We start from the raw sequence: 21,744 nt of genomic DNA, 5'->3' as shown, positions 1-21,744 counted from the left end.
AAGCGTAACGTGCCTGGAATCGCCCCTTGCACGCGATCTTCCCCGGGCCCGAGAGGCCAGGTCACGCCCCCAGCCCCTCCCGCCACCGCCGGTCCGAGGCCTTCTCCCACAGGGCCGGCAGCTCCCGCTCGTCCTGGGCCGCCTGCTGCTCCTCGCGCCCGTACAGCACCCCGAACGTGAAGGCGGACTCCCCCGCCTCCTCCGCCTGAGCGGCGATCGTGAGCAGGGCACCCCGCGCCATGACGCTGTCCTGGTGGTCGCCCAGCAGCGTCTGGACGGCCTTCATCTGCTTGGCGAAGCGCTTGGCCGGCCCGCCCAGCGCGGGCGTCGCCGCCTCCGCCGCGTATCTGGCGCGTTTGGCCGCCTTGCGCGCCTCGTGCAGGGCGATGTCCCGTGCCTGGCCGGGCTCCGTGGCCAGGGCGTGCTCGACGCGGCCGGCGAGGCGCGCGTAGTCGGCGAGCACGGCCTTGGCGAACGCCGGGCGCGGCGGGCCGGCGGCCGCGGCGCGCAGGGGCGGGTCGGCGAGGAGGGCGTCGAGGGTGTCGAGGAGCGTCAGATAGCGCTTGCTGTCGAGGACGGCGGTCAGGTGGCGGCGGGAGCCGGTGCGGCTGCCGTGGGACCAGGTGCGCAGCCGGGCCCGCACGGGGCCGCGTACCAGGGGGCGCGGGATCTCGTCGAGGCGTTCGCGCAGCCGCTCGGTGAGGACCTCGCGGTCGCGGTCGACGCCCAGCTCGGTGGCCAGCCACTTCAGTTCCTCGCCGACCGGGTCGGTGATCCGGCGGTCGAGGAGCTTACGGTGGGTGCGGAAGGCGCTGCGCAGCCGGCGGGTGGCGACGCGCATCTGGTGGACGGCGTCCTCGGTGCCCCGGCGGGCCCCGGGGTCGAGGGCGGCGACGGCCTCGGCCTGTTCGCGCAGGAAGGCCAGCAGGTGGTCGCCCGCCGAGGCCTTGCCGCCCGGTTGCTTCACGCTGCGCGCGGGGGCTCGTACGCCCGTCTCCGCGAGGGCTCGCGCGAGCTTGCTCGGTGCGTCCGAGGGGCGCAGTCCGGCCTTGCGCAGGTGCGGTTCGAGGGCGTCGAGCAGGGCGGGGTCGCCGTCCTGGGCGAGTTCGACCTCGACCTCGGTCCAGGCGGTGCTCGCCCCGTCGCCGGTGAGGAGGGTGGCCGTGACCGCGTCGGTGCCGGCCTCGGCCAGGAGCGTGCCCCGTTTGTCGAGGAGGTGGCGGACGTCGCGGCGGGAGGCGATGCGTATCAGGGGTGCGAGCGGGACGTCGCGGGTCCGTGAGCGGACGAGGGCGGCGAGGGAGCGGGGCAGGCCGTTGCTCAGCGGGGCGTGGAATTCGTCCCGTACGCCGGGGGCGACCGGCAGTTTGACGTGCCAGCCGGGGTCGCTGCCGCCGGTCCGGCGGCGCAGGGTGATGCCGGCCGCGGCGAGGCGGAGGTCGGCGGTGTCGTAGTAGACGGCGTCGAGTTCGGCCGTGCCCTGGTCGGTGACGGTGGCGACGGTCGCCACCCCGCTCAGGTCGGGCAGCCGGGCCGTGCCGCCCGCGTCGCCCCTGGCTTCGTACTTCCGCTCGATCTCCCTCAGGGTGTCCGCCATACAGCCGAATCTAGTGCGCGATCCGGGGGCCGACCAGGTGGTTTCCCGGCCTGGTCGCGGCCCCCCGTCCGGCCCCGTCCGGCCCCGTCCGGTCAGGCCGACATCGGGCGCTGGGCCTTGATCGACTGGAGCAGGCCGACCGCCATCCAGGCGGCGAACATCGACGATCCCCCGTAGGAGACGAACGGCAGCGGGAGGCCGGTCACGGGCATGATCCCGAGGGTCATGCCGATGTTCTCGAAGCTCTGGAAGGCGAACCAGGCGATGATCCCGGCGGCCACGATGGTCCCGTAGAGCTCGGTGGTCTCGCGGGCGATGCGGCAGGCGCGCCAGAGGACCACGCCGAGCAGGACGATGATGGCGCCCGCGCCGACGAAGCCCAGTTCCTCGCCGGCCACGGTGAAGATGAAGTCGGTCTGCTGCTCGGGGACGAACTGGCCGGTGGTCTGGGAGCCGTGGAAGAGGCCGGCGCCCATCAGGCCGCCGGAGCCGATGGCGATGCGCGCCTGGTTGGTGTTGTAGCCGACGCCGGCGGGGTCGAGGGCGGGGTTGGCGAAGGCGGCGAAGCGGTTGATCTGGTACTCGTCGAGGACCCCGAGCTGCCAGACGAGGACGCAGCCGAGGACGCCGGTGCCGACCAGGCCCAGGATCCAGCGGTTGGACGCGCCGGAGGCCAGCAGCACGGCGAGCACGATGACGACGAGGACCATGACCGAGCCGAGGTCCGGCATCAGCAGGATGATCACGATGGGCAGGGCGGCGAGGCCGAGGGCCTCCATGACGGTGCGGTGGTCGGGCTGGCGGCGGTCGCCCGCGTCGACCTTGCCTGCCAGCAGCATCGCCATGCCGAGGGTGATGGTGATCTTCGTGAACTCGGAGGGCTGGATGGAGAAGCCGCCGCCGAGCTGGATCCAGGAGCGGGCGCCGTTGATGGTCGCGCCGAGCGGGGTGAGCACGGCGAGGGTGAAGAGCACGGAGATCGCGTACAGGATCGGCACGGCGCCGCGCAGTGCCCGGTGGCCGAGCCAGACCGCGCCGACGGCGAGGGCGAGGCCGATGCCGGTGTTGAGGAGGTTGCGGAGGAGGAAGTAGTACGGGTCGCCCTGGTTGAGCTCGGTGCGGTTGCGGGTGGCGGAGTAGACGAGCAGGGTGCCGATGCCGGACAGGGCGAGGGCGGCCAGCAGCATGACCCAGTCGAGCCGGCGCAGGACGGAGTCGCGGGCGGTGAGCCTGGACCAGGCTCCGCGCTCGGGGCTGAAGCGGCGGACGCGGTAGCCGCCGGCGGTACTCACCGGTCCTCGTCCTCCTTCCGGGACGGGGACTGCTCGGGCGAGGCCGGTGCGTCCGAGGGCGGGGCCGAGGAGCCGTCCGAGGCGGACGCCGAGGGGCTGGGCGTGGGCGAGGCGATGGGCTGGGCCTCGATGGTGCCGTCCTTCTCGATCTTCGGCAGCCCGGCCTCGGGGCGCGGCAGCAGCGCCTTCTCCTTGTCGATCCTGCCCTTCTCGTCGACCCCGTAGAGGCCGTTGTAGATCTTGCGTACGGCCGGTCCGGAGGCGCCGGAGCCGGTGCCGCCCTGGGAGATCGTCATCACGATCGTGTAGTCCGAGGTGTAGGTGGCGAACCACGAGGTGGTCTGCTTGCCGTAGACCTCGGCGGTGCCGGTCTTGGCGTGCATGGGGATCTCTTTTTGCGGCCAGCCCTCGAACCGCCAGGCGGCGGTGCCCCGGGTGGCGACGCCCTCGAGGGCCGCGTCGATCTGGTCACGGGTCCTGCCGTCGAACGGCAGTTTGCCGTGGGAGACGGGCTTGATCGTGTGGACGCTCCGGCCGTCGGGGCTGACGACGGCCTTGCCGACGGTGGGGTTCCACAGGGTGCCGCCGTTGCTGATGGCGGCGTAGATGGTGGCCATCTGGATGGGGGTGACGAGGGTGTCGCCCTGGCCGATGGAGTAGTTGACGGAGTCACCGGCGCGCATGCGCATGCCGGACTCGCAGTTCTCCTTGGCGATCTTCCCGGCGTAGCTGTCGTCCTTGCCGCCCTGCTTGCACCAGGCGTCCTTGTTGGCCTCCCAGTACTTCTTCTTCCACTCGCGGTCGGGGACGCGGCCGCGGACCTCGTTGGGGAGGTCGATGCCGGTCTCCTTGGCGAGGCCGAACTGGTGGGCGGTCCTGTAGAACCAGTCGGCGGGGTTCTTGGGCTTGTTGCCGCCGTCCTTCTGCCACTGGCGGTAGGCCAGGTCGTAGAAGACGGTGTCGCAGGAGACCTCCAGCGCCCGGCCGAGGTTGATGGAGCCGTGGCTCTGGGACTCGAAGTTCTTGAAGACCTGGTTGCCGATGCTGTACGAGCTGGAGCAGTTGTAGCCGTCGTCGAAGGCGTACCCGGCGTTGACCGCGGCCGTGGTGGTGATGACCTTGAAGATGGAGCCGGGGGCCGCCTGGCCCTGGATGGCGCGGTTGAGCAGCGGGTAGTTGGAGTCCTTGCCGGTGAGTTCCTTGTAGTCCTTGCCGGAGATGCCGCCGACCCAGGCGTTGGGGTCGTAGGTGGGGTTGGAGGCCATGGCGACCACGCGCCCGGTCCTGGACTCCAGGACGACCACGGCGCCGGCGTCGGCCTTGTAGGGGACGCCGGTGTTGCGGTCCATCTCCTTGCGGGCGTCCTTCATCGCCTGGTCCAGCTCGCGTTCCGCTATGGCCTGCACGCGGGCGTCGATGCTGGTGACGATGTTGGCGCCGGGGACGGCCTTGTCGCTCCTGGCCTTGCCGATGACGCGGCCCAGGTTGTCCACCTCGTAGCGGGTGACGCCCGCCTTGCCGCGCAGCTCCGCGTCGTACTGCCGCTCGAGGCCCGAGCGGCCGATCTGATCGGAGCGCAGCAGCGGGGAGCGGGACGTCTTGGCCTTGGCGATCTCCTCGTCGGTGACGGGCGAGAGGTAGCCGAGGACCTGGGCGGTGTTGGAGCCGCCGGGCCCGGCGTAGCGGCGCACCGCCGTGGGCTCGGCGGTGATGCCGGGGAAGTCCTCCTGGCGCTCGCGGATCTGCAGGGCCTGCTGGGTGGTGGCCTCGTCGGTGATGGGGATGGGCTGGTACGGCGAGCCGGCCCAGCAGGGCTTGGGGGTCTTGGCGTCGCACAGCCGGACCTTGGCGGCGACGTCCTCGGGCTTCATGGCGAGGACCCCGGCCAGCCGGGCGAGGACGGTCCGGCCCTTGTCCTTCATCTTCATCAGGTCGGTGCGGCTGGCGGAGACCACCAGGCGGGTCTCGTTGTCGGCGAGCGGCACGCCGCGGGCGTCGAGGATCGAGCCGCGGGTGGCGGGGGCGACGACCTGCTGGATGTGGTTGTCGGCGGCCTCGGCGGTGTACTGGTCGCCGTTGCGGATCTGCAGGTACCACAGGCGCCCGCCGAGCGTGAGCAGGAGCGAGAAGACCAGGATCTGGATGACGACCAGCCGGATGGTGATGCGCGAGGCCCGGCCGGTCTCGGGGAGATTGGTCAAAGCCGCTTGACCCCCTTGAGCTTCTTCGCCGGCCTCGGCAGCAGCCCGGTGCGCTGTGCGCCCATCCGGCTGGTGCGGCCGCCCAGGCGCCCCTTGCGGCCGAAGCGGCCCATGCGGAAGTTGCCGCCCGACATCCGGTTGTACGCGCCCTCGCCGGCGGTCGCGACGGCCGTGCCGTCCCCGGTGAGCGGGTCGGCGACGGTGCGCCGGGCCAGGGCCATGATCAGCGGCACGGTGAACGGCGCGAGCAGCAGGTCGTAGAGCGCGGCGGTGAACACCAGTCCGGTCAGGCCCACATGACGGGCCGCCGTGTCGCCGACGAGGGAGCCCACGCCCGCGTACAGCAGCGTGGAGGTGATGGCGGCGCCCACGACGGCCAGCATGGGTACGGCGACCGAGCGCAGTTGCCCGTTGTCCGGCCGGACCAGGCCGACGAGGTAGCCGATGAGGCACAGCACCAGGGCGTAGCGGCCGGTGGCGTGGTCGGCGGGCGGCGCGAGGTCGGCGAGCAGGCCGGCCCCGAAGCCGACGAGGGCGCCGGCGGTGTGCCCGTAGACGAGGGCGAGGCCGACGACGACGAGCAGGAGCAGGTCGGGGACGGCGCCGGGGAGGTGGAGCCGGGCGAAGACGCTGACCTGTACGACGAGGGCCACCATCACGAGCGCGGCCGAGAGCAGGATCCGGTTCAGGCGCATCGGTCAGTCCTGGGGTTTGGCGCTCGGGGAGGGGGTGACGGTCACGGTCACGGTGGGGGCGGGTCTGGGGGCCTCTGGCTTGGGCGGCAGGACGGTGTCGCGCGGGTCCTCGCGGGGGGCCTCGACGACGACGCCGACGATGTCGAGCTTGCTGAAGCCGACGAAGGGACGGACCTGCAGGGTGCGGGTCAGGCCGCCGCCGGCGGGGTCGACGCGGGTGACGACGCCGACGGGGACGCCGGCGACGAACGGCTTGTCCCTGCTGGAGCCGAAGGTGACCAGCCGGTCGCCCTCGTGGACGGAGGCCTTGCCGTTGAGGAGTTCGACGCGCAGGGAGCGGTCGCCCTGGCCGTTGGCGAAGCCGAGTTCGCCGCTCTTCTCCATGCGGGTGCCGACGGTGAACTTGGGGTCGCTGGCGAGCAGCACGGTGGCCGTGGAGGGGCCGACGGTGGTGACGCGGCCGACGAGGCCGTCGCCGTTGAGGACGGTCATGTCGCGGTGGATGCCGTCGTTGCTGCCGATGTCGATGGTGACGGTCCAGGAGAAGCCCTGCGCGGCTCCTATGGCGATGACCTGGGCGCCCTTGATGCCGTACTGGCCGCGGCCGGCGGTCTTGAGCATGGCGTCGAGCTCGCGCAGCCGGCCGCGGTTGCGGTCGTCGCTGCCCAGGCGCTGCTTGAGGGCGGTGTTCTCGCGCTCGAGCTCGGAGATGCGGCTGCTGCGGTCGCCGGAGTCGCGGACGGCGGCGACGGCGTCGCCCACCGGGTCGACGGCGGCGGCCACGCCCTCCTCCACCGGGCCGAGGACGGACGCCGCCGCGTGCCGGGCGCCGTCGAGCGGGGACTGCTCACCGCCGCGGATGTCGACCGTGATCAGCGCGAAGGCGATCGCGATCAGCAGCACCAGCAGCAGCCGGCTCTCTCGTGTGTCCCTCACGTGCGGCGGCGGGCCCTTCTCGTGGGACCGCCCGGCTGCGGGACCGGGCGGTCGTCGGAAGCGTTCTGCCTGTATATCAGGTTGTCCGGGCGCCTTCGGCGCGCCGGGAGCCGGGGGCGTGCGCCCCCTTGCCGGCTAGCGGCGGGGCTGGGCGTCCAGCACCTGCTGGAGGGCCTCGAACTCCTCCACGCACTTGCCGGAACCCAGCGCGACGGAGTCCAGCGGGTCCTCGGCGATGTGGATCGGCATGCCGGTCTCCCGGCGCAGCCGCTCGTCGAGGCCGCGCAGCAAAGCGCCGCCGCCGGTGAGAACGATGCCGCGGTCCATGACGTCACCGGAGAGCTCCGGCGGGCACTTGTCGAGGGTGGTCTTGACCGCGTCGACGATGGAGTTGACGGGCTCCTCGATGGCCTTGCGGACCTCGGCGGCGGAGATGACGACGGTCTTGGGCAGTCCGCTGACCAGGTCACGGCCGCGGATCTCGGTGTGCTCGTCCTGTTCCAGGTCGTAGGCCGAGCCGATGGTGATCTTGATTTGTTCGGCGGTGCGTTCGCCCAGCAGGAGGCTGTACTCCTTCTTGATGTGCTGGATGATCGCGTTGTCGAGCTCGTCGCCGGCCACCCGGATGGACTGCGCGGTGACGATGCCGCCGAGGGAGATCACGGCGACCTCGGTGGTGCCGCCGCCGATGTCGACGACCATGTTGCCGGTGGCCTCGTGGACGGGCAGGCCCGAGCCGATGGCCGCGGCCATCGGCTCCTCGATGATGTGCACCTGGCGGGCGCCGGCCTGGGTGGAGGCCTCGATCACGGCGCGGCGCTCGACGCCGGTGATGCCGGAGGGCACGCAGACGACGACGCGCGGGCGGGCCATCCAGCGGCGCTTGTGGATTTTGAGGATGAAGTAGCGGAGCATCCGCTCGGTGATCTCGAAGTCCGCGATCACGCCGTCCTTGAGCGGGCGGACCGCGACGATGTTCCCCGGGGTTCGGCCGATCATCTTCTTGGCCTCGGCACCTACCGCGAGGATCCCACCGGTGTTGGTATTGATCGCGACGACTGACGGCTCGTTGAGGACGATCCCGCGGCCTCTGACGTACACCAGCGTGTTGGCGGTCCCGAGGTCGACAGCCATGTCACGGCCGATGAACGACATGTTGTTCCCCATGAGGATACGTCTGGCCTTCCCAGTTTGAGCGATTGCTTACTTGAGGTCGGCAGGTGTGGTGCGCTGCGGGGCGCGGAAGCTTCATCGTAGTCTCGCCCACTCGAACGCGGTGCGAGGGTTCCTCCGCCATTGTCGGCGGAACACGAGCTGGCCCCAGTAATGGTGACGTCGTGTCGGAGTGAGAGGTTCCCTCGTTCGGCGCGCATATGCCAGAGGGCGACCGAAAAGAAAATCGGTCGCCCCTGATCAGAATGGACGTTCGGCTGATCGGCTATCAGGCGAGGCCGGGAAAGAAAATCTTGATTTCCCGCTGGGCGGACTCCTCGGAGTCCGAGGCGTGGATGAGGTTCTCGCGCGTGATGGTGCCGAAGTCACCACGGATGGAACCGGGAGCGGCCGAGATGGGGTCGGTCGGCCCGGCCAGCGCGCGCACGCCCTCGATGACGCGCTCGCCCTCGACGACCATGGCCACAACGGGGCCGGAGGACATGAAGCCCATCAGCGGTTCGTAGAACTCACGGCCGACGTGCTCGGCGTAGTGCTGCTCGAGCGTGGCCCGGTCCAGGGTGCGCAGCTCCAGTGCCGCGATCGTCCAGCCGGCCTTCCGCTCGATGCGGCCGACGATCTCGCCGACCAGCGACCGCTTGACCGCGTCGGGCTTGAGGAGGACGAGGGTGCGCTGGCTCATACTGCGGCTCCTTGCAGGCAGGCAAAAGATGCGGTGGGCGAAGGGTACAGGGGTGCCCCCGCCCACCCACAACCAGGACTAGGACCTGTCGTCACATTCCCGTCTGCCCCGCGGGCGACGACGGCAATGTGACGACAGGCCCTAGGCGGCGTCAGCCGCTGCGGCGAAGCGGGCCTTCGCCTCGTCGATCTTGCGGCCGAAGTGGACCGACGCCCACCACAGGCCGGCGAAGACCGCGCCGAGGATGAACATCATCGGGACGACGAGGCCACTGGCGATCAGGCCGATCTGCAGCAGCCAGCCCAGCTGGACGCCGCCGGGCCGGGTGAGCATCCCGCACAGCAGCACGCTGAGCACCATCGCCGTGCCGCTGACGGCCCACACCGTGCCCGTGGACAGGTCCGAGGTCTGCATGGCGACCAGGCCCGCGAAGCCGATGACGAAGAATTCACCGATCAGGGTGCTCGCGCACAGCGTCCTCATGTCAGCCCCTTCCCAGCAGCAGCCGGGCCTCGCCGACCGTGAAGACCGAACCGGTCACCAGCACACCGGCGCCCGCGTACTCGCCCTCCTCCTCCGCGAGGGTGATCGCGGCCTCGAGGGCGTCGTCCAGGCGCGGCTCGACCTGGACGCGCTCGGAGCCGAAGACCTCCACGGCCAGCGCCGCCAGCTCGTCCACGTCCATGGCGCGCGGGGTGGAGTTCCGGGTGACGACGACCTCGGCGAAGATCGGCTCGAAGGCCTCGAGCACGCCGCGGACGTCCTTCTCGGCGCTGGTGCCGACCACGCCGATCAGGCGGCTGAAGCCGAAGGCCTCGGTGACGCCGTCGGCGGTGGCGGCGGCGCCCGCCGGGTTGTGCGCGGCGTCCAGCACCACGGTGGGGCTGCGGCGGACGACCTCGAGGCGGCCGGGGGAGGTGACCGAGGCGAAGGCACGGCGGACGGTGTCGATGTCGAGCGTGCGGGCGTGCTGCGAGCCGATACCGAAGAACGCCTCGACCGCGGCCAGCGCGACGGCGGCGTTGTGCGCCTGGTGGGCGCCGTACAGCGGGAGGAAGACCTCCTCGTACTCGCCACCCAGGCCGCGCAGCGTCAGCAGCTGGCCGCCGACGGCGACCTCGCGGCCGGTGACGCCGAACTCCATGCCCTCGCGGGCGACGGTGGCGTCGACCTCGACGGAGTGCTTGAGCAGCACCTGCGCGGCGTCCACCGGCTGCTGGGCGAGCACGACGGTGGCGCCCGACTTGATGATCCCGGCCTTCTCGGCGGCGATGTCGCCGGGGGTGGAGCCGAGCCGGTCGGTGTGGTCGAGCGCGATCGGGGTGACGACGGCGACGCTGCCGTCGACGACGTTGGTGGCGTCCCAGGTGCCGCCCATGCCGACCTCGACGACGGCCACGTCGACGGGGGCGTCGGCGAAGGCCGCGTAGGCCATGCCGGTGAGCACCTCGAAGAAGGAGAGCCGGTGCTCCTCGCGCTCGTCGACCATCCGGACGTACGGCTCGATGTCGCGGTAGGTCTCGATGAAGCGCTCGGCCGCGATGGGGGCGCCGTCCAGGCTGATCCGCTCGGTGATCGACTGCACGTGCGGGCTGGTGTAGCGGCCGGTGCGCAGGTCGAAGGCGGCCAGCAGGGCCTCGACCATGCGCGCGGTGCTCGTCTTGCCGTTGGTGCCGGTGATGTGGATCGCGGGGTACGAGCGCTGCGGCTGGCCCAGGATGTCCATCAGGGCCTCGACGCGTGCCAGCGACGGGTCGATCTTCGTCTCGCCCCAGCGGTCGGCCAGCTCGGCCTCCACCTCGCGCAGCGCCCGGTCGACCTCGGGGTCCTCCGGGCGGGCGGGCACGCCGTCGCCCTGCGGGGGCCCGGCCTGGGTGCGCAGGGTGCGGCTGCCGGCCTCGATCACGGCGAGGTCGGGGTCGCGGTCGGTCTCGGCCTCGACGATCTCGTCGAAGCGGTCCGCCGGACCGTTTGCACCGGTTTCGGCGAATTCGTCGGGGCCGGTATCGCCGTTGTCGTCGTTCAGGGGGCGCTCGCTCACGCCGCCCAGTCTACGGACCGGGGGCGCGGGGAGGCCCGGGGCACCCGCCACGACACCGGGAGCGCGTGCGTCCACCGTGGCATACGGTTTTGTTGTCCTTTCCGGGAAGAGTCCGTTGAGCGAGGTTTCGGCGGGTGAGAGCCATGACGTCCTCCGAGGACCGGGACCGGCTCCAGGCGGTCCTGGAGGCGCTGCCCGCGGGAGCGCTGCTGCAGAGCCCGTCCGACGAGGTGCTCGCGGTCAACCGGAAGTTCGAGGCGATGTTCGGCACGGACGGCCGGCCCGGCCTCTCCCCCGGCCGGCACGTCCACCGGGTGGCCGAGATCGCGCTGGACGACGGGCGCGTCCTGCGCCGCGAGGTGGAGCCGCTGCGCAAGGGGAACGAGTATCTGGGCGCCCTGTGGATGTTCACGGACATCAGCGACGCCAAACGGCGCGAGCGGGACCTCGAGCGCGACAACCGGGCGCTGACGGAGCTGGCCCGGCAGCGCAACACCTTCACCGCCGCCGCCTCGCACGAGCTGCGCACCCCGCTCTCCTCCATCAGCAGCTTCGGCGAACTCCTCGCCGACCCCGCCTTCGGCACGCTGACCGCCGAGCAGACCTCCTTCCTCGACGCCATCCGGCGCAACGCCCAGCGCATGCAGCGGGTGATCTCCGACCTGCTGCTGACCACCCGCCTGCGGGCCACCGGGCCCGAGCTGGAGTTCGCGCCCGTGGACGTGCCGGACATGCTGGAGGACACCCTCCTGGACCACATGGGCGCCATCGAGCGCGCCGGCCTGTTCGCCGTACTGGACTGCGAGCGCGGCCCCGCCCTGCGCGGCGACCGGCACCGCCTCCAGCACGTGCTGGGCAATCTGCTGGAGAACGCCGCCAAGTTCACGCCCGCAGGCGGCCGCGTCACCGTCACAGCCGCGCCTCGCGGCGCGCACTGGGACATCGAGGTCGCCGACACCGGCATCGGCATCCCCGAGGAGGCCCGCCACGAGATCTTCACCGGCTTCGTCCGGGCGTCCAACGCCCGCTCCGGCGGCTACCCCGGCACGGGCCTGGGCCTGGCCATCGGCCGCAGCGTCGTCGAGCAGCACGGCGGCACCATCTCGGCCGGCGGCCGGGAGGGCGAAGGGGCGGTCTTCCGCATCCGGCTGCCGATCGGGGGGCCGGTGGCGGGCCCGTCCGGGGACGCGGCGGCCGGTGGCCGGGCCCCGGCCGAAGACGCACCCTCCGGCGGGGAGGCCGCGCCGTGACGCGCGTCCTCGTCGTCGAGGACGACCCGGACCTCGGGCTGGCCCTGCGCGTGCTGCTCACCCGCGCCGGCTACGAGGTGACGCTCGCCGACGACGGCCGCGAGGCCCTGCGGCTGCTGTTCGCCGAACGACCGGGCCTGATGCTGCTCGACATCGGCCTGCCCGGCCTCGACGGCTGGGAGGTGCTCGAGCGCACCCGGGACATGAGCGACCTGCCCGTCCTGCTGCTCACCGCGCGCGGCGCCGAGAGCGACCGCGTGCGCGGCCTGCGCGCCGGCGCGGACGACTACCTGCCCAAGCCGTTCGGCAACGACGAGCTGCTGGCCCGCGTCGAGGCGCTGCTGCGCCGCAGCGCCCCCACCCGCTGGGCGGGCGAGACCTACGGCGGCGACGGGCTGCGCCTGGTGCCCGAGCGGCGCTCGGCGGTCTGGCAGGGCCACGAGGCACGGCTCAGCGACATCGAGTACCGGCTGCTGCAGGTGCTCGTCCGCAACCGGGGCAGGGTGATCACCACCGACCAGTTGCTGGACCGGGTGTGGGACGACCCGGAGGGCACGGGGCGGGAGCGGGTGAAGTTCGCGGTGCTGCGGCTGCGGCGCAAGCTGCGCCAGGCCGCCGGGGACGAGGCCGCCGACCCGCTGGAGGCCGTGCGCGGCCTGGGTTACCGCTACCGGGGCGGGGAGGACGGCGGCGCGCGGGACGAAGGTCCCTGACCCGGCCGGGACCTAGGTCACCGATCATCGGGTCGCAACCGTCCGGCAACCGAAGGCCCCCCACGGGTGCAACCGAGGCACCCCAGGCTCTGGTGCTGTCACCGCATGCCAGCAGCCCCAGGAGTCCCCCGTGCAGCCCCTGCCCCCGCGCAGTGTCGCGATCGTCCTCGGTACCCGTCCCGAGCTGGTCAAGCTCACCGACCTCGTGCGCCTGCTGGGCCCCGCGGCCCACCTGGTGCACACCGGGCAGCACTACGACGAGGAGCTGTCGGGCCGCTTCCTGACCGAGCTGGGCCTGCCCGAGCCGACCTTCCTCACCGGCGTCGGCGGGCAGCCGCGCGCCGTGCAGATCTCCGCCGCCCTCGCACAGCTGGACGAGCTGTTCACCGCCGAGCCGCCGCTGGCCGTCGTCGTCCAGGGCGACACCAACGCCGCCCTCGCCGGCGCCCTGGCCGCCAACGCCCGCGGCATACCCCTGCTGCACGTCGAGGCCGGGCTGCGCAGCCACGACCGCGACATGCCCGAGGAGCACAACCGCGTCCTGATCGACCGCATCGCCGACGTGCTGTGCGCCGCCACCGGGGACAACCGGGCCAACCTGCTCGCCGAGGGCACCGACGACACCCGCATCGCCGTGACCGGCAACACCGTCGTCGAGGCCGTACGCAACCAGCTGCCCGGCGCGGACGAGCGCGCGGCGCTCCTGGCACGGCACGGCCTGGCGGCCGACGGCTACGTCCTGGCCACCGTGCACCGCCCCGAGAACACCGACTCCCCCGAGGCCCTGCGCGCCATCCTGACCGAGCTGGCCGCCCTGGCCACCGCCGAGCGGCCGGTCGTGCTGCCGCTGCACCCGCGCACCCGCGCCCGCATCGAGGCGGCGGGCCTGACGGACCTGCTGGCCCCCCTGACGGTGAGCGCCCCGCTGGGCTACTCCGAGTTCCTGGCCCTGGCCCGGCACTCCGCGCTGCTGGTGTCCGACTCCGGCGGCATCCAGGAGGAGTGCACGGTGCTGGGCCGGCCGCTGGTGGTCGTACGGCGCTCGACGGAGCGGCCGGAGGCGATGGGGGACTTCGCGGACCTGGTGGAGCCGGGGCCCGCCATCGGGGAGGCGGCGCGGCGCCGGCTCGCCGCCGGCCCTGCGGGCCTGGCCCGGCTGGCGTCGCTGCCGAGCCCCTTCGGGGACGGGCTGGCGTCGGAGCGGATCGCCGGGCTGCTGGCCGCGATCACCGCGCCGCAGCGGCTGGTTGCCGCCGCCTGATTCTTCCCCCACCCCGCCCCTTCCCGCAGTGACAATGTGCGGCTCCGCCGCGTGGCGGGGCTCCGCCCCGGACCCCGGTCCTCGAACGCCGGACGGGCTGCTGTGTTCTGAAGCCCGCCCACGGAGCTACCCTCATGTTCTCCCACCCCCTCCTCCTCGCCTTCCCCTTCTTCCTCCTCCTCTGCTTCCTGCTCTACTGGGCCGGCGCCCGGCACGCGTACACGCGTCGCCCCGCCGTCGAGAACGGCAACCCCGACGCGTTCGACTGGCACTTCTTCGTCCCGTGCCGGGACGAGGAGGCCGTCGTCGGCACGACCGTGGAACGGCTGCGGGCCGACCACCCCGCCGCCCACGTGTGGGTCATCGACGACGACAGCGACGACGCCACCGGCGCCATCGTCGCCCGCCTCGCCGACGAGGACCGCCGCGTGCACCTGGTGCGCCGCCACCGCCCCAACGCCCGTCAGGGCAAGGGCGCCGCGCTGAACGCCGCCTACGACGAGCTGAACCAGTTCCTGTCCAAGGACACCGACCGCGAGCGCGTCGTCGTGTGCGTCATCGACGCCGACGGGCAGCTCGACCCGCACGCCCTGGCCCGCGTCGGCGGCCCGCAGGGCTTCGGCGACCCGGAGATCGGCGGGGTGCAGGTCAGCGTCCGGATGCGCAACACCGAGGACCCGCGGCCGCTGGCCGACCGGGGCCGGGTGCGCAACGCCTTCGCCCGGCTGCTGGTGCGCATGCAGGACATGGAGTTCTCCGTCTCCAACGCCGGCATGCAGCTGCTGCGCGGCCGCACCGGCTCCGTCGGCCTGGGCGGCAACGGCCAGTTCACCCGCCTCGCCTCCCTGGACCGCATCGCCGCCGCCGAGCGCCGCCCCTGGCAGCGCGGCGCGCTGCTGGAGGACTACGAGCTGGGCCTGCACATGATCCTCACCGGCGACCGGATAGCCCACATAGCCGACACCTGGGTCTCCCAGGAGGGCCTGCCGCACGGCCGCCGCTTCCTGACCCAGCGCACCCGCTGGGCGCAGGGCAACCTGCAGTGCGTCCGCTACGCGCCGCGCATCGTCTCCTCCCGCCACTACGGCGGCAAGGGCGTCCTGGAGACGCTCTACACCTTCCTGCAGCCCGTCGCCCATCTCGTCACCCTGGCGCTGTGCGCGGTGATGTTCGTCCTCCTCGGCCTGAGTGCCGCCCGGGACGGCGTGGGCGAGGCCTTCGGCGGCATGCTGGCCCTGTGGCCGCTGGTGCTGGCGCTGGCCGTGGTGTCGGTGCTGCCGTTCGTGCTCTGGGGTCCGGTCTACCGGCGCGAGCGCGCGTCCGACCGCTCGATGCTGACCGCCCTGCTGTGGGGGCTGGCGCTGTGGCTGTACGCGTACCACCTCTTCCCGGCGTCCGCGCGCGGCTTCGTCCGGATGCTGCGCGGCCGCAACGGCTGGGCCAAGACCCGGCGCAACGCCGAGCACGTGGAGTCGGGCCCGGTCGCCATCGAGGCCTGACGCCCCGCGGGGCCCGATGAGATCCATCACAGAAACGTCCGATCGCACAACTTTACGTCCGCTTCCGCCATCTGACCGCCGGTGATATCCATGCCCGGAACGGTTCCGGGTGGCGGAACGGAGCGTTGTGCGAATACCGGAACTCAGCTCGCGGATGCACTTGCTGCTGCTCACCGCGTGGGCGGCGCTCTGGTTCGTCGTGGTCGAGCCCAGCGGCGGCTTCTCCTGGCACTACCTGCGCACGGGCGGCGAGCTGATCTACGAGGGCGGCTCCTCGGGCGACGGCGGGCTCAACCTCTACGCCCGCCACCCCGAGCTGCAGATGGGGCCCGTCAGCTTCCTGGTGGCCGGGCTGTTCAACCCCTTCCCGGCCGAGGTCGGGCAGGTGCTGGCCGAGGCGTTCATGTCGGCGCTGGGCCTGGTGATCCTGGTCCTCGCCGGCCGCAGCGCCGCCCGCCACTTCCTGGGCACCGGCACCAACCACCAGCGGCTGCGGCAGCGCGTCCTGATCGCGGGCCTGGCCTTCATCCCCATGTGGATCGAGGTCTCGGTCCGCTTCGCGCACCTGGACGACGTCCTCGCGCTGTTCTTCACCGCGCTCGCCGTCCGCTACCTGACGCGCTGCAACGCCGCCGCCACCGGCATCTGCATGGCCCTCGCCCTGGACTCCAAGCCGACCGCGCTGGCCTTCCTGCCGCTGCTGCTCGCCCTGCCCAGGGACCGCTGGCTGCGCGCGGGCCTGTGGTGCGTGGGCCTGGTGGCCGTCGCCTGGCTGCCGTTCTTCCTCGTCGACCCGCAGTCCTTCGCCGCCGCGAAGTTCACCATCCCCAACAGCCCGGCGTCCGCGCTGCGCTGGCTGGGCGGCAACACCCCCGAGACCCCCGACTGGGCCCGGCCCGCGCAGGCCGCGCTCGGCCTGGGGCTGGGCGCGATCGCCGTCTGGCGCGGCCGGTGGGCGGCGGTGGTGCTGCTGGGCGCCAACGCCCGCATCGTCCTCGACCCCAGCGTCTACACCTACTACACGGCCTCCGTGCTGCTGGGCACCCTGCTGTGGGACGTGTGCGGCCAGCGGCGGCTGGTGCCGTGGTGGAGCTGGATCGCGCTGATCGTGCTCTACGGCAGCGTGTTCGTGGTGCCCGACGAGTCCGCCAAGGGCCTGATCCGGCTGGGGTTCGTGGTGGTCTCCACGGCGTACGTGCTCTTCGCGCCCGTACGCGACCGCCGGGACCGGAACCAGCACAGGCCCCTCGACCGGGTGGAGGAGGAGCCGGTGGAGGGGCCGTGGGGGCCCATGTGGGATCCGGGGCGTACGAAGCCGTGGGAGGCGCGGCGCGGCCGATGAGGGAGCGCTGACACGGCCCGATCTGCCGGAATACAGCCGCGGCCGGGTTGTCCCCACCAGTGTGGGGACGACCCGGCCGCGCTGTATCAGCTGTATCAGTGGTCGGGCGTCAGGCCTCGGGGCCTCAGGCGCCCGGGAGCGATGCGAGCTGAGCGCTGATCCGCTCGATGTCGGACTCGGCCGTCGCCAGGCGCGTGCGGATCTTCTCCACGGCGACCTCGGCGGCCTTGGCCAGGAAGGCCTCGTTGCCCAGCTTGGCCGTGGCCTGCGCCTTCTCCTTCTCGGCCGCGGCCAGCGCCTTGGTCAGGCGCTTGCGCTCGGCCTCGACGTCGATCGTGCCGGACAGGTCGAGGGCGACCGTGGCACCGGCGATCGGAAGGGTCGCGGTGGCCTGGAAGCCGTCCTCGGCCGGCTGCAGACGCAGCAGCTGGCGGATCGCGTCCTCGTGGGCCGCGAGCGTCGTGCCCGCCAGGTCGAGCCGGGCCGGGACGCGCTGGCCGGGCTGGAGGCCCTGGTCGGCGCGGAAGCGGCGGACCTCGGTGATGACCTGCTGCAGCTGCTCGATCTCCGCCTCGGCGGCGGTGTCACGGAAACCGCCCGGGGCTTCAGCCCCAGGAACAGACACAGCCTTCGGCCAGTCGGCGATGACGACCGACTCCTTGCCGGTGAGCGTGGTCCACAGCGTCTCGGTGACGAAGGGCACGACCGGGTGGAGGAGCTTCAGGGTGACGTCCAGGACCTCGCCGAGCACGCGCGCGGAGACCTTGGCCTGCTCACCGCCCGCCATGAAGGTCGTCTTCGACAGCTCGACGTACCAGTCGAAGACCTCGTCCCACGCGAAGTGGAAGAGGGCGTCGGACAGCTTGGCGAACTGGTAGTCGTCGTAGTGGGCGTCGACCTCGGCGACCGTCGCGTTGAGGCGCGACATGATCCAGCGGTCGGTGGCCGACATCTGCTCGACCGGCGGCAGCTCGCCCTCGACCGTCGCGCCGTTCATCATCGCGAAGCGCGTGGCGTTCCAGATCTTGTTGGCGAAGTTGCGCGAGCCCTGGACCCAGTCCTCGCCGATCGGCACGTCGACGCCGGGGTTGGCGCCACGGGCGAGCGTGAAGCGGACGGCGTCGGAGCCGTACTTGTCCATCCAGTCCAGCGGGTTGACCGCGTTGCCGAAGGACTTCGACATCTTCTTGCCGAACTGGTCACGGACCATGCCGTGCAAGGCGATGGTGTGGAACGGCGGGGTGCCGTCCATCGCGTACAGGCCGAACATCATCATCCGGACGACCCAGAAGAAGAGGATGTCGTAGCCGGTGACGAGGACGGAGTTCGGGTAGAACTTCTCGACGCTCTCGGTCTTCTCGGGCCAGCCGAGCGTGGAGAACGGCCACAGGCCGGAGGAGAACCAGGTGTCGAGGACGTCGGTCTCCTGGTGCCAGCCCTCGCCGGCCGGCGGCTGCTCGTCCGGGCCGACGCAGACCATCTCGCCGTCCGGGCCGTACCAGACCGGGATGCGGTGGCCCCACCACAGCTGGCGCGAGATGCACCAGTCGTGGAGGTTGTCGACCCAGTCGAAGTACCGCTTCTCCATCTCCTGCGGGTGGATCTTGACCTTGCCGTCGCGGACGGCGTCGGCGGCGGCCTTGGCCAGCGGGGCGGTCTTCACCCACCACTGCATGGACTGACGCGGCTCCAGCGTCGTCTTGCAGCGCGAGCAGTGGCCGACGGAGTGGGTGTACGGGCGCTTCTCGGCGACGATCCGGCTCTCGGCGCGCAGGGCGCCGACGATCGCGGAACGGGCCTCGAAGCGGTCCAGGCCGAGGAAGGGCCCGTGGGCGGTGATGACACCGTGCTCGTCGAGAACGGTGATCGACGGCAGATCATGCCGCCGCCCGATCTCGAAGTCGTTCGGGTCGTGGGCCGGGGTGACCTTGACGGCACCCGTGCCGAACTCGGGGTCGACGTGCTCGTCGGCGACGACCGGGATGCGGCGGCCGGTCAGCGGCAGCTCGATCTCGGTGCCGACGAGGTGCTTGTAGCGCTCGTCCTCGGGGTGGACGGCCACGGCGGTGTCGCCGAGCATCGTCTCGGCGCGGGTCGTGGCGACGACGATGGAGGCGTCACCCTCGCCGTAGCGGATGGAGACGAGCTCGCCGTCGTCGTCCTGGTACTCCACCTCGATGTCGGAGATGGCGGTCAGGCAGCGCGGGCACCAGTTGATGATGCGCTCGGCGCGGTAGATCAGCTCGTCGTCGTAGAGCTTCTTGAAGATCGTCTGGACGGCCTTGGACAGGCCCTCGTCCATGGTGAACCGCTCGCGCGACCAGGCGACACCATCACCCAGACGACGCATCTGCCCGGAGATCTGACCACCGGACTCGGCCTTCCACTGCCAGACGCGCTCGACGAACGCCTCGCGGCCGAGGTCGTGGCGGGACTTGCCCTCCTTGGCCAGCTCGCGCTCGACCACGTTCTGCGTGGCGATACCGGCGTGGTCCATGCCGGGCTGCCACAGGACCTCGTAGCCCTGCATGCGCTTACGCCGGGTGAGGGCGTCGATCAGCGTGTGCTCGAAGGCGTGGCCCAGGTGGAGGGAGCCTGTGACGTTCGGCGGGGGGATGACGATGGTGTACGGCTCTTTGTCGCTCTTCGCATCGGCCTCGAAGTAGCCCCGCTCTACCCAGCGCTCGTACAGCGGTCCCTCTACCGCGGCCGGCGCGTACTGGGTCGGCAGTCCGGGGGTGCTGTCTGGCGTCTGCTGAGTGTTCTCGGTCACGGACGGAATTCTACGGGGCAGGGGTGACAGCTCACGAACCCGTTTCCCAGCCCGCCCGCGCCCCGCCGCGCAGCGCGCGCAAACGATCGTGAAGGATGGCGTACCCATATCTGTCCCATGTCGGTCCCACGTCAGTCCCATGTCAGTCGAGACGCATCGAGACGCAGAGGCAACGATGAGCCACCAGCAGCCGGGCCCGTACGGCCAGCCGCCGCTGCCGCAGCAGCAGCCGAACCCCTACGGGCAGGCCGGCGCCCCCGCGTACGGCTATCCGGCGCAGGCTGGTCCGTACGGGGTACCCCAGCAGCCGGGGCCCTACGGTCAGCAGCCGGGGGCGTACGGTCAGCAGCCCGGGGCGTACGGCTACCCGGCGGCGGGGCACCCGGCTCCGCACCCGGCCCCCTACCCGCCACCCATCCCGCCGAACGGCTCCGGCAAGGGCAAGGCCATCGGCATCGCACTCGGCGCAGTCATCGTCGTGGGCGCGGTCGTGATCGGCGGCTTCCTCTTCTTCGCGGGCGGCAGCTCGGTCCCCGACGACGGCAAGCGGTACAAGCTGACGGCGCCGGACGTGGCCGCCGGGGAGTACCGCAAGGACCCCGACGCGCGGCTGCCGGTGCTCGGCTCGGAAGCGGAGGCGGACCTGCGGACGATGGGCGTGGCCAACGCCGAGCCCCTCTCGGCCGCATACCAGACATCAGGCTCCAAACTCACCGGAAAGCAGATGCGGTTCATGGGCGCCTGGGGCCGGATCAAGAAGCCGGAAGCCGTGGTGGACAACATGTTCACATCCATGCGCGTGGCGAACGCCAAGAAGGACGCCACACTGGAGCTCACCGGCAGCCCGCAGGCGGTCTCCCCCAGTGGTCTGGAGAACGCCGTGATGAAGTGCCAGAAGGCCCGCGCGGTCTCCGCCAGTACGCCGACCGGCAAGCCGCTGGTGATGCACCTGTGTGTCTGGGCCGACCACAGCACCACGGCGACCGTGTTCTCCGTCGACATGGGGGCCGCGATGGGGGGCAGGGAGGTCTCGATGGACGAGGCGGCCGCGCTCGCCGCCAGGGTCCGCCAGGACGTGCGCGTGGAGATCCCGAAGAAGTGATGCGGTAAAGGGCCGCGCCATCGGAGAGGATGGCGCGCAACATTCCGCCGCGACCCTCGTGGCGGGGAGAGCGTGAAGGCAACGATGACCGATCAGCAGCCGAACCCGTACGACGGCATACCTCCCCAGCAGCCCCAGCAACCGCCGCAGCAGCCCCCGATGCCGCCGCAGCAGCCGAACCCGTACGGGCAGCAGCCGGGCGGCGGTTACGGCCAGCCGCAGCCGGGCGGCTTCGGGCAGCCGCAGCCGAACCCGTACGGGCAGCCGGGCGCGACCCCCAACCCGTACGCCCAGCAGCCGGGCCCCGGCATGCCGGGCCAGATGCCGGGCCAGTACCCGCCGCCGATGCCGATGCCGCCGCAGGGCGGCGGCGGCAACAAGGGCAAGGCGATCGGCATCGCGATCGGCGCGGTCGTCCTGGTCGGCGCGATCGTGGGCGGCGGCTTCGTCCTGCTGGGCGACAAGGACGACAAGGGCTCCGACGACCCCAAGGCCAAGGGCAGCAACAGCCCGTCGGCGAGCGCGAGCAGCGCCGCCCCGTCGGCGACTCCGGCGGCGGGCAAGCGCTACAAGCTCACCACGCCGGACACGGTGCTCGGCGAGTACAAGTACGACGCCAGCGGCAGCAACGACGGCTTCGCGGGCAAGGACAAGAGCAGCCTGGCCATCGTCGGCATCAAGGACGCGCAGAGCATGGCGGGCGCGTGGAAGAACGACGGCACCGCCCTCACCCGCAAGGCGCTTCGGCTGAGCGGAATTTGGGGTCAGGTGGACAACCCCGAGTCCACCGTCGACAGCATGTTCCTGAGCGTCTCGCTCGCGTCGAAGGACGACAGCAAGACCAAGCTCGAGGGCAAGCCGGAGAAGGTCACCCCGTCGGGGCTCGACGACGGCGCCGTGATGAAGTGCCAGAAGACGGAGTTCAAGGAGAGCGCGTCGGCGACCAGGGCGGTCAGGATGCCGCTGTGCATCTGGGCCGACCACAGCACGGTCGGCAGCGTCTTCGTGGTCGACGCGTCGAAGGTCCTCAACAACGAGGACATTCCGCTCACCGACGCCGCCGAGACGACGGCGAAGCTGCGCCGCGAGACGCGGGTGGAGATTCCGTAGCGGCCGCGGACCGGACTGTTCCGAAACCGTTGCCGCCCCGAGGTAAGGCTGGGATAAGCCATCGGGAAGGATGTTGC

Annotated in this window: 17 protein-coding genes; 7 read left to right on the top strand and 10 right to left on the bottom strand. The window is 71.8% G+C overall.

Annotation, left to right across the window (positions count from 1 at the left end; all coding sequences use genetic code 11):
- Positions 1-61: 61 nt before the first annotated feature.
- From ACIG36_RS01865 to ACIG36_RS01825, 9 genes are all read right to left on the bottom strand, one after another.
- Positions 62-1,597, bottom strand: coding sequence for a CHAD domain-containing protein (locus ACIG36_RS01865; RefSeq protein ID WP_399920267.1), 1,536 nt, complete (start codon positions 1,595-1,597; stop codon positions 62-64).
- A 92-nt stretch (positions 1,598-1,689) separates the two neighbouring features.
- The gene (rodA, locus tag ACIG36_RS01860) at positions 1,690-2,889 is read right to left on the bottom strand and encodes a rod shape-determining protein RodA (protein ID WP_399920263.1); all 1,200 of its coding nucleotides are present in this window, start codon (positions 2,887-2,889) and stop codon (positions 1,690-1,692) included.
- Positions 2,886-5,090, bottom strand: a complete 2,205-nt coding sequence (gene mrdA, locus ACIG36_RS01855; protein WP_399920260.1) for a penicillin-binding protein 2 — start codon at positions 5,088-5,090, stop codon at positions 2,886-2,888. The genes rodA and mrdA overlap by 4 nt, the downstream gene beginning before the upstream one ends.
- On the bottom strand, positions 5,087-5,785 hold the full coding sequence (gene mreD / locus ACIG36_RS01850; RefSeq protein WP_399920257.1) for a rod shape-determining protein MreD: 699 nt from the start codon (positions 5,783-5,785) through the stop codon (positions 5,087-5,089). Before mreD ends, mrdA begins: the two co-directional genes overlap by 4 nt.
- Before the next feature lie 3 nt (positions 5,786-5,788).
- The gene (gene mreC, locus ACIG36_RS01845) at positions 5,789-6,721 is read right to left on the bottom strand and encodes a rod shape-determining protein MreC (protein WP_399920254.1); all 933 of its coding nucleotides are present in this window, start codon (positions 6,719-6,721) and stop codon (positions 5,789-5,791) included.
- A gap of 135 nt (positions 6,722-6,856) precedes the next feature.
- Positions 6,857-7,876: a rod shape-determining protein gene (locus ACIG36_RS01840; RefSeq protein WP_004950903.1), complete on the bottom strand. Its 1,020-nt coding sequence runs from the start codon at positions 7,874-7,876 to the stop codon at positions 6,857-6,859.
- A 286-nt stretch (positions 7,877-8,162) separates the two neighbouring features.
- Positions 8,163-8,576: a nucleoside-diphosphate kinase gene (gene ndk / locus ACIG36_RS01835; protein WP_399920251.1), complete on the bottom strand. Its 414-nt coding sequence runs from the start codon at positions 8,574-8,576 to the stop codon at positions 8,163-8,165.
- Positions 8,577-8,717: 141 nt separating this feature from the next.
- Positions 8,718-9,059 carry a DUF4233 domain-containing protein gene (locus ACIG36_RS01830; RefSeq protein WP_399920248.1) on the bottom strand — a complete coding sequence of 114 codons (342 nt, stop codon included), beginning with the start codon at positions 9,057-9,059 and terminating at the stop codon, positions 8,718-8,720.
- A gap of 1 nt (position 9,060) precedes the next feature.
- Positions 9,061-10,617: a bifunctional folylpolyglutamate synthase/dihydrofolate synthase gene (locus tag ACIG36_RS01825; RefSeq protein ID WP_399920245.1), complete on the bottom strand. Its 1,557-nt coding sequence runs from the start codon at positions 10,615-10,617 to the stop codon at positions 9,061-9,063.
- A gap of 143 nt (positions 10,618-10,760) precedes the next feature.
- Here ACIG36_RS01825 and ACIG36_RS01820 point away from each other — a divergent pair, with 143 nt between their 5' ends.
- From ACIG36_RS01820 to ACIG36_RS01800, 5 genes are all read left to right on the top strand, one after another.
- Positions 10,761-11,867: a sensor histidine kinase gene (locus ACIG36_RS01820; protein WP_399920242.1), complete on the top strand. Its 1,107-nt coding sequence runs from the start codon at positions 10,761-10,763 to the stop codon at positions 11,865-11,867.
- The gene (locus ACIG36_RS01815) at positions 11,864-12,580 is read left to right on the top strand and encodes a response regulator transcription factor (RefSeq protein ID WP_399920239.1); all 717 of its coding nucleotides are present in this window, start codon (positions 11,864-11,866) and stop codon (positions 12,578-12,580) included. Before ACIG36_RS01820 ends, ACIG36_RS01815 begins: the two co-directional genes overlap by 4 nt.
- 130 nt (positions 12,581-12,710) lie before the next feature.
- Complete coding sequence (gene wecB / locus ACIG36_RS01810; protein ID WP_399920236.1) at positions 12,711-13,841, top strand: non-hydrolyzing UDP-N-acetylglucosamine 2-epimerase; 1,131 nt, start codon at positions 12,711-12,713, stop codon at positions 13,839-13,841.
- 134 nt (positions 13,842-13,975) lie between these two features.
- Complete coding sequence (locus tag ACIG36_RS01805; RefSeq protein WP_399920232.1) at positions 13,976-15,340, top strand: glycosyltransferase; 1,365 nt, start codon at positions 13,976-13,978, stop codon at positions 15,338-15,340.
- Between the two features lie 154 nt (positions 15,341-15,494).
- Entirely contained in the window at positions 15,495-16,682 is a 1,188-nt protein-coding gene (locus tag ACIG36_RS01800) for a hypothetical protein (RefSeq protein ID WP_399922125.1), read from the top strand.
- 124 nt (positions 16,683-16,806) lie between these two features.
- Here ACIG36_RS01800 and ACIG36_RS01795 read toward each other — a convergent pair whose 3' ends face one another.
- Positions 16,807-19,455 (bottom strand): valine--tRNA ligase, encoded by a 2,649-nt coding sequence (locus ACIG36_RS01795; protein WP_399920229.1) that lies wholly within the window; start codon positions 19,453-19,455, stop codon positions 16,807-16,809.
- A 175-nt stretch (positions 19,456-19,630) separates the two neighbouring features.
- Between ACIG36_RS01795 and ACIG36_RS01790 the strand changes: the two genes are divergently transcribed.
- Positions 19,631-20,557, top strand: coding sequence for a hypothetical protein (locus ACIG36_RS01790; RefSeq protein WP_399920226.1), 927 nt, complete (start codon positions 19,631-19,633; stop codon positions 20,555-20,557).
- An 84-nt stretch (positions 20,558-20,641) separates the two neighbouring features.
- Positions 20,642-21,667 (top strand): hypothetical protein, encoded by a 1,026-nt coding sequence (locus ACIG36_RS01785; RefSeq protein ID WP_399920223.1) that lies wholly within the window; start codon positions 20,642-20,644, stop codon positions 21,665-21,667.
- Positions 21,668-21,744: the final 77 nt, after the last annotated feature.

Source organism: Streptomyces sp. NPDC053048, from assembly GCF_044547045.1.
GTDB lineage: Bacteria > Actinomycetota > Actinomycetes > Streptomycetales > Streptomycetaceae > Streptomyces.
The sequence above is the reverse complement of the archived record's forward strand: the minus strand, read 5'-3'. Positions and strand labels throughout refer to the sequence as shown.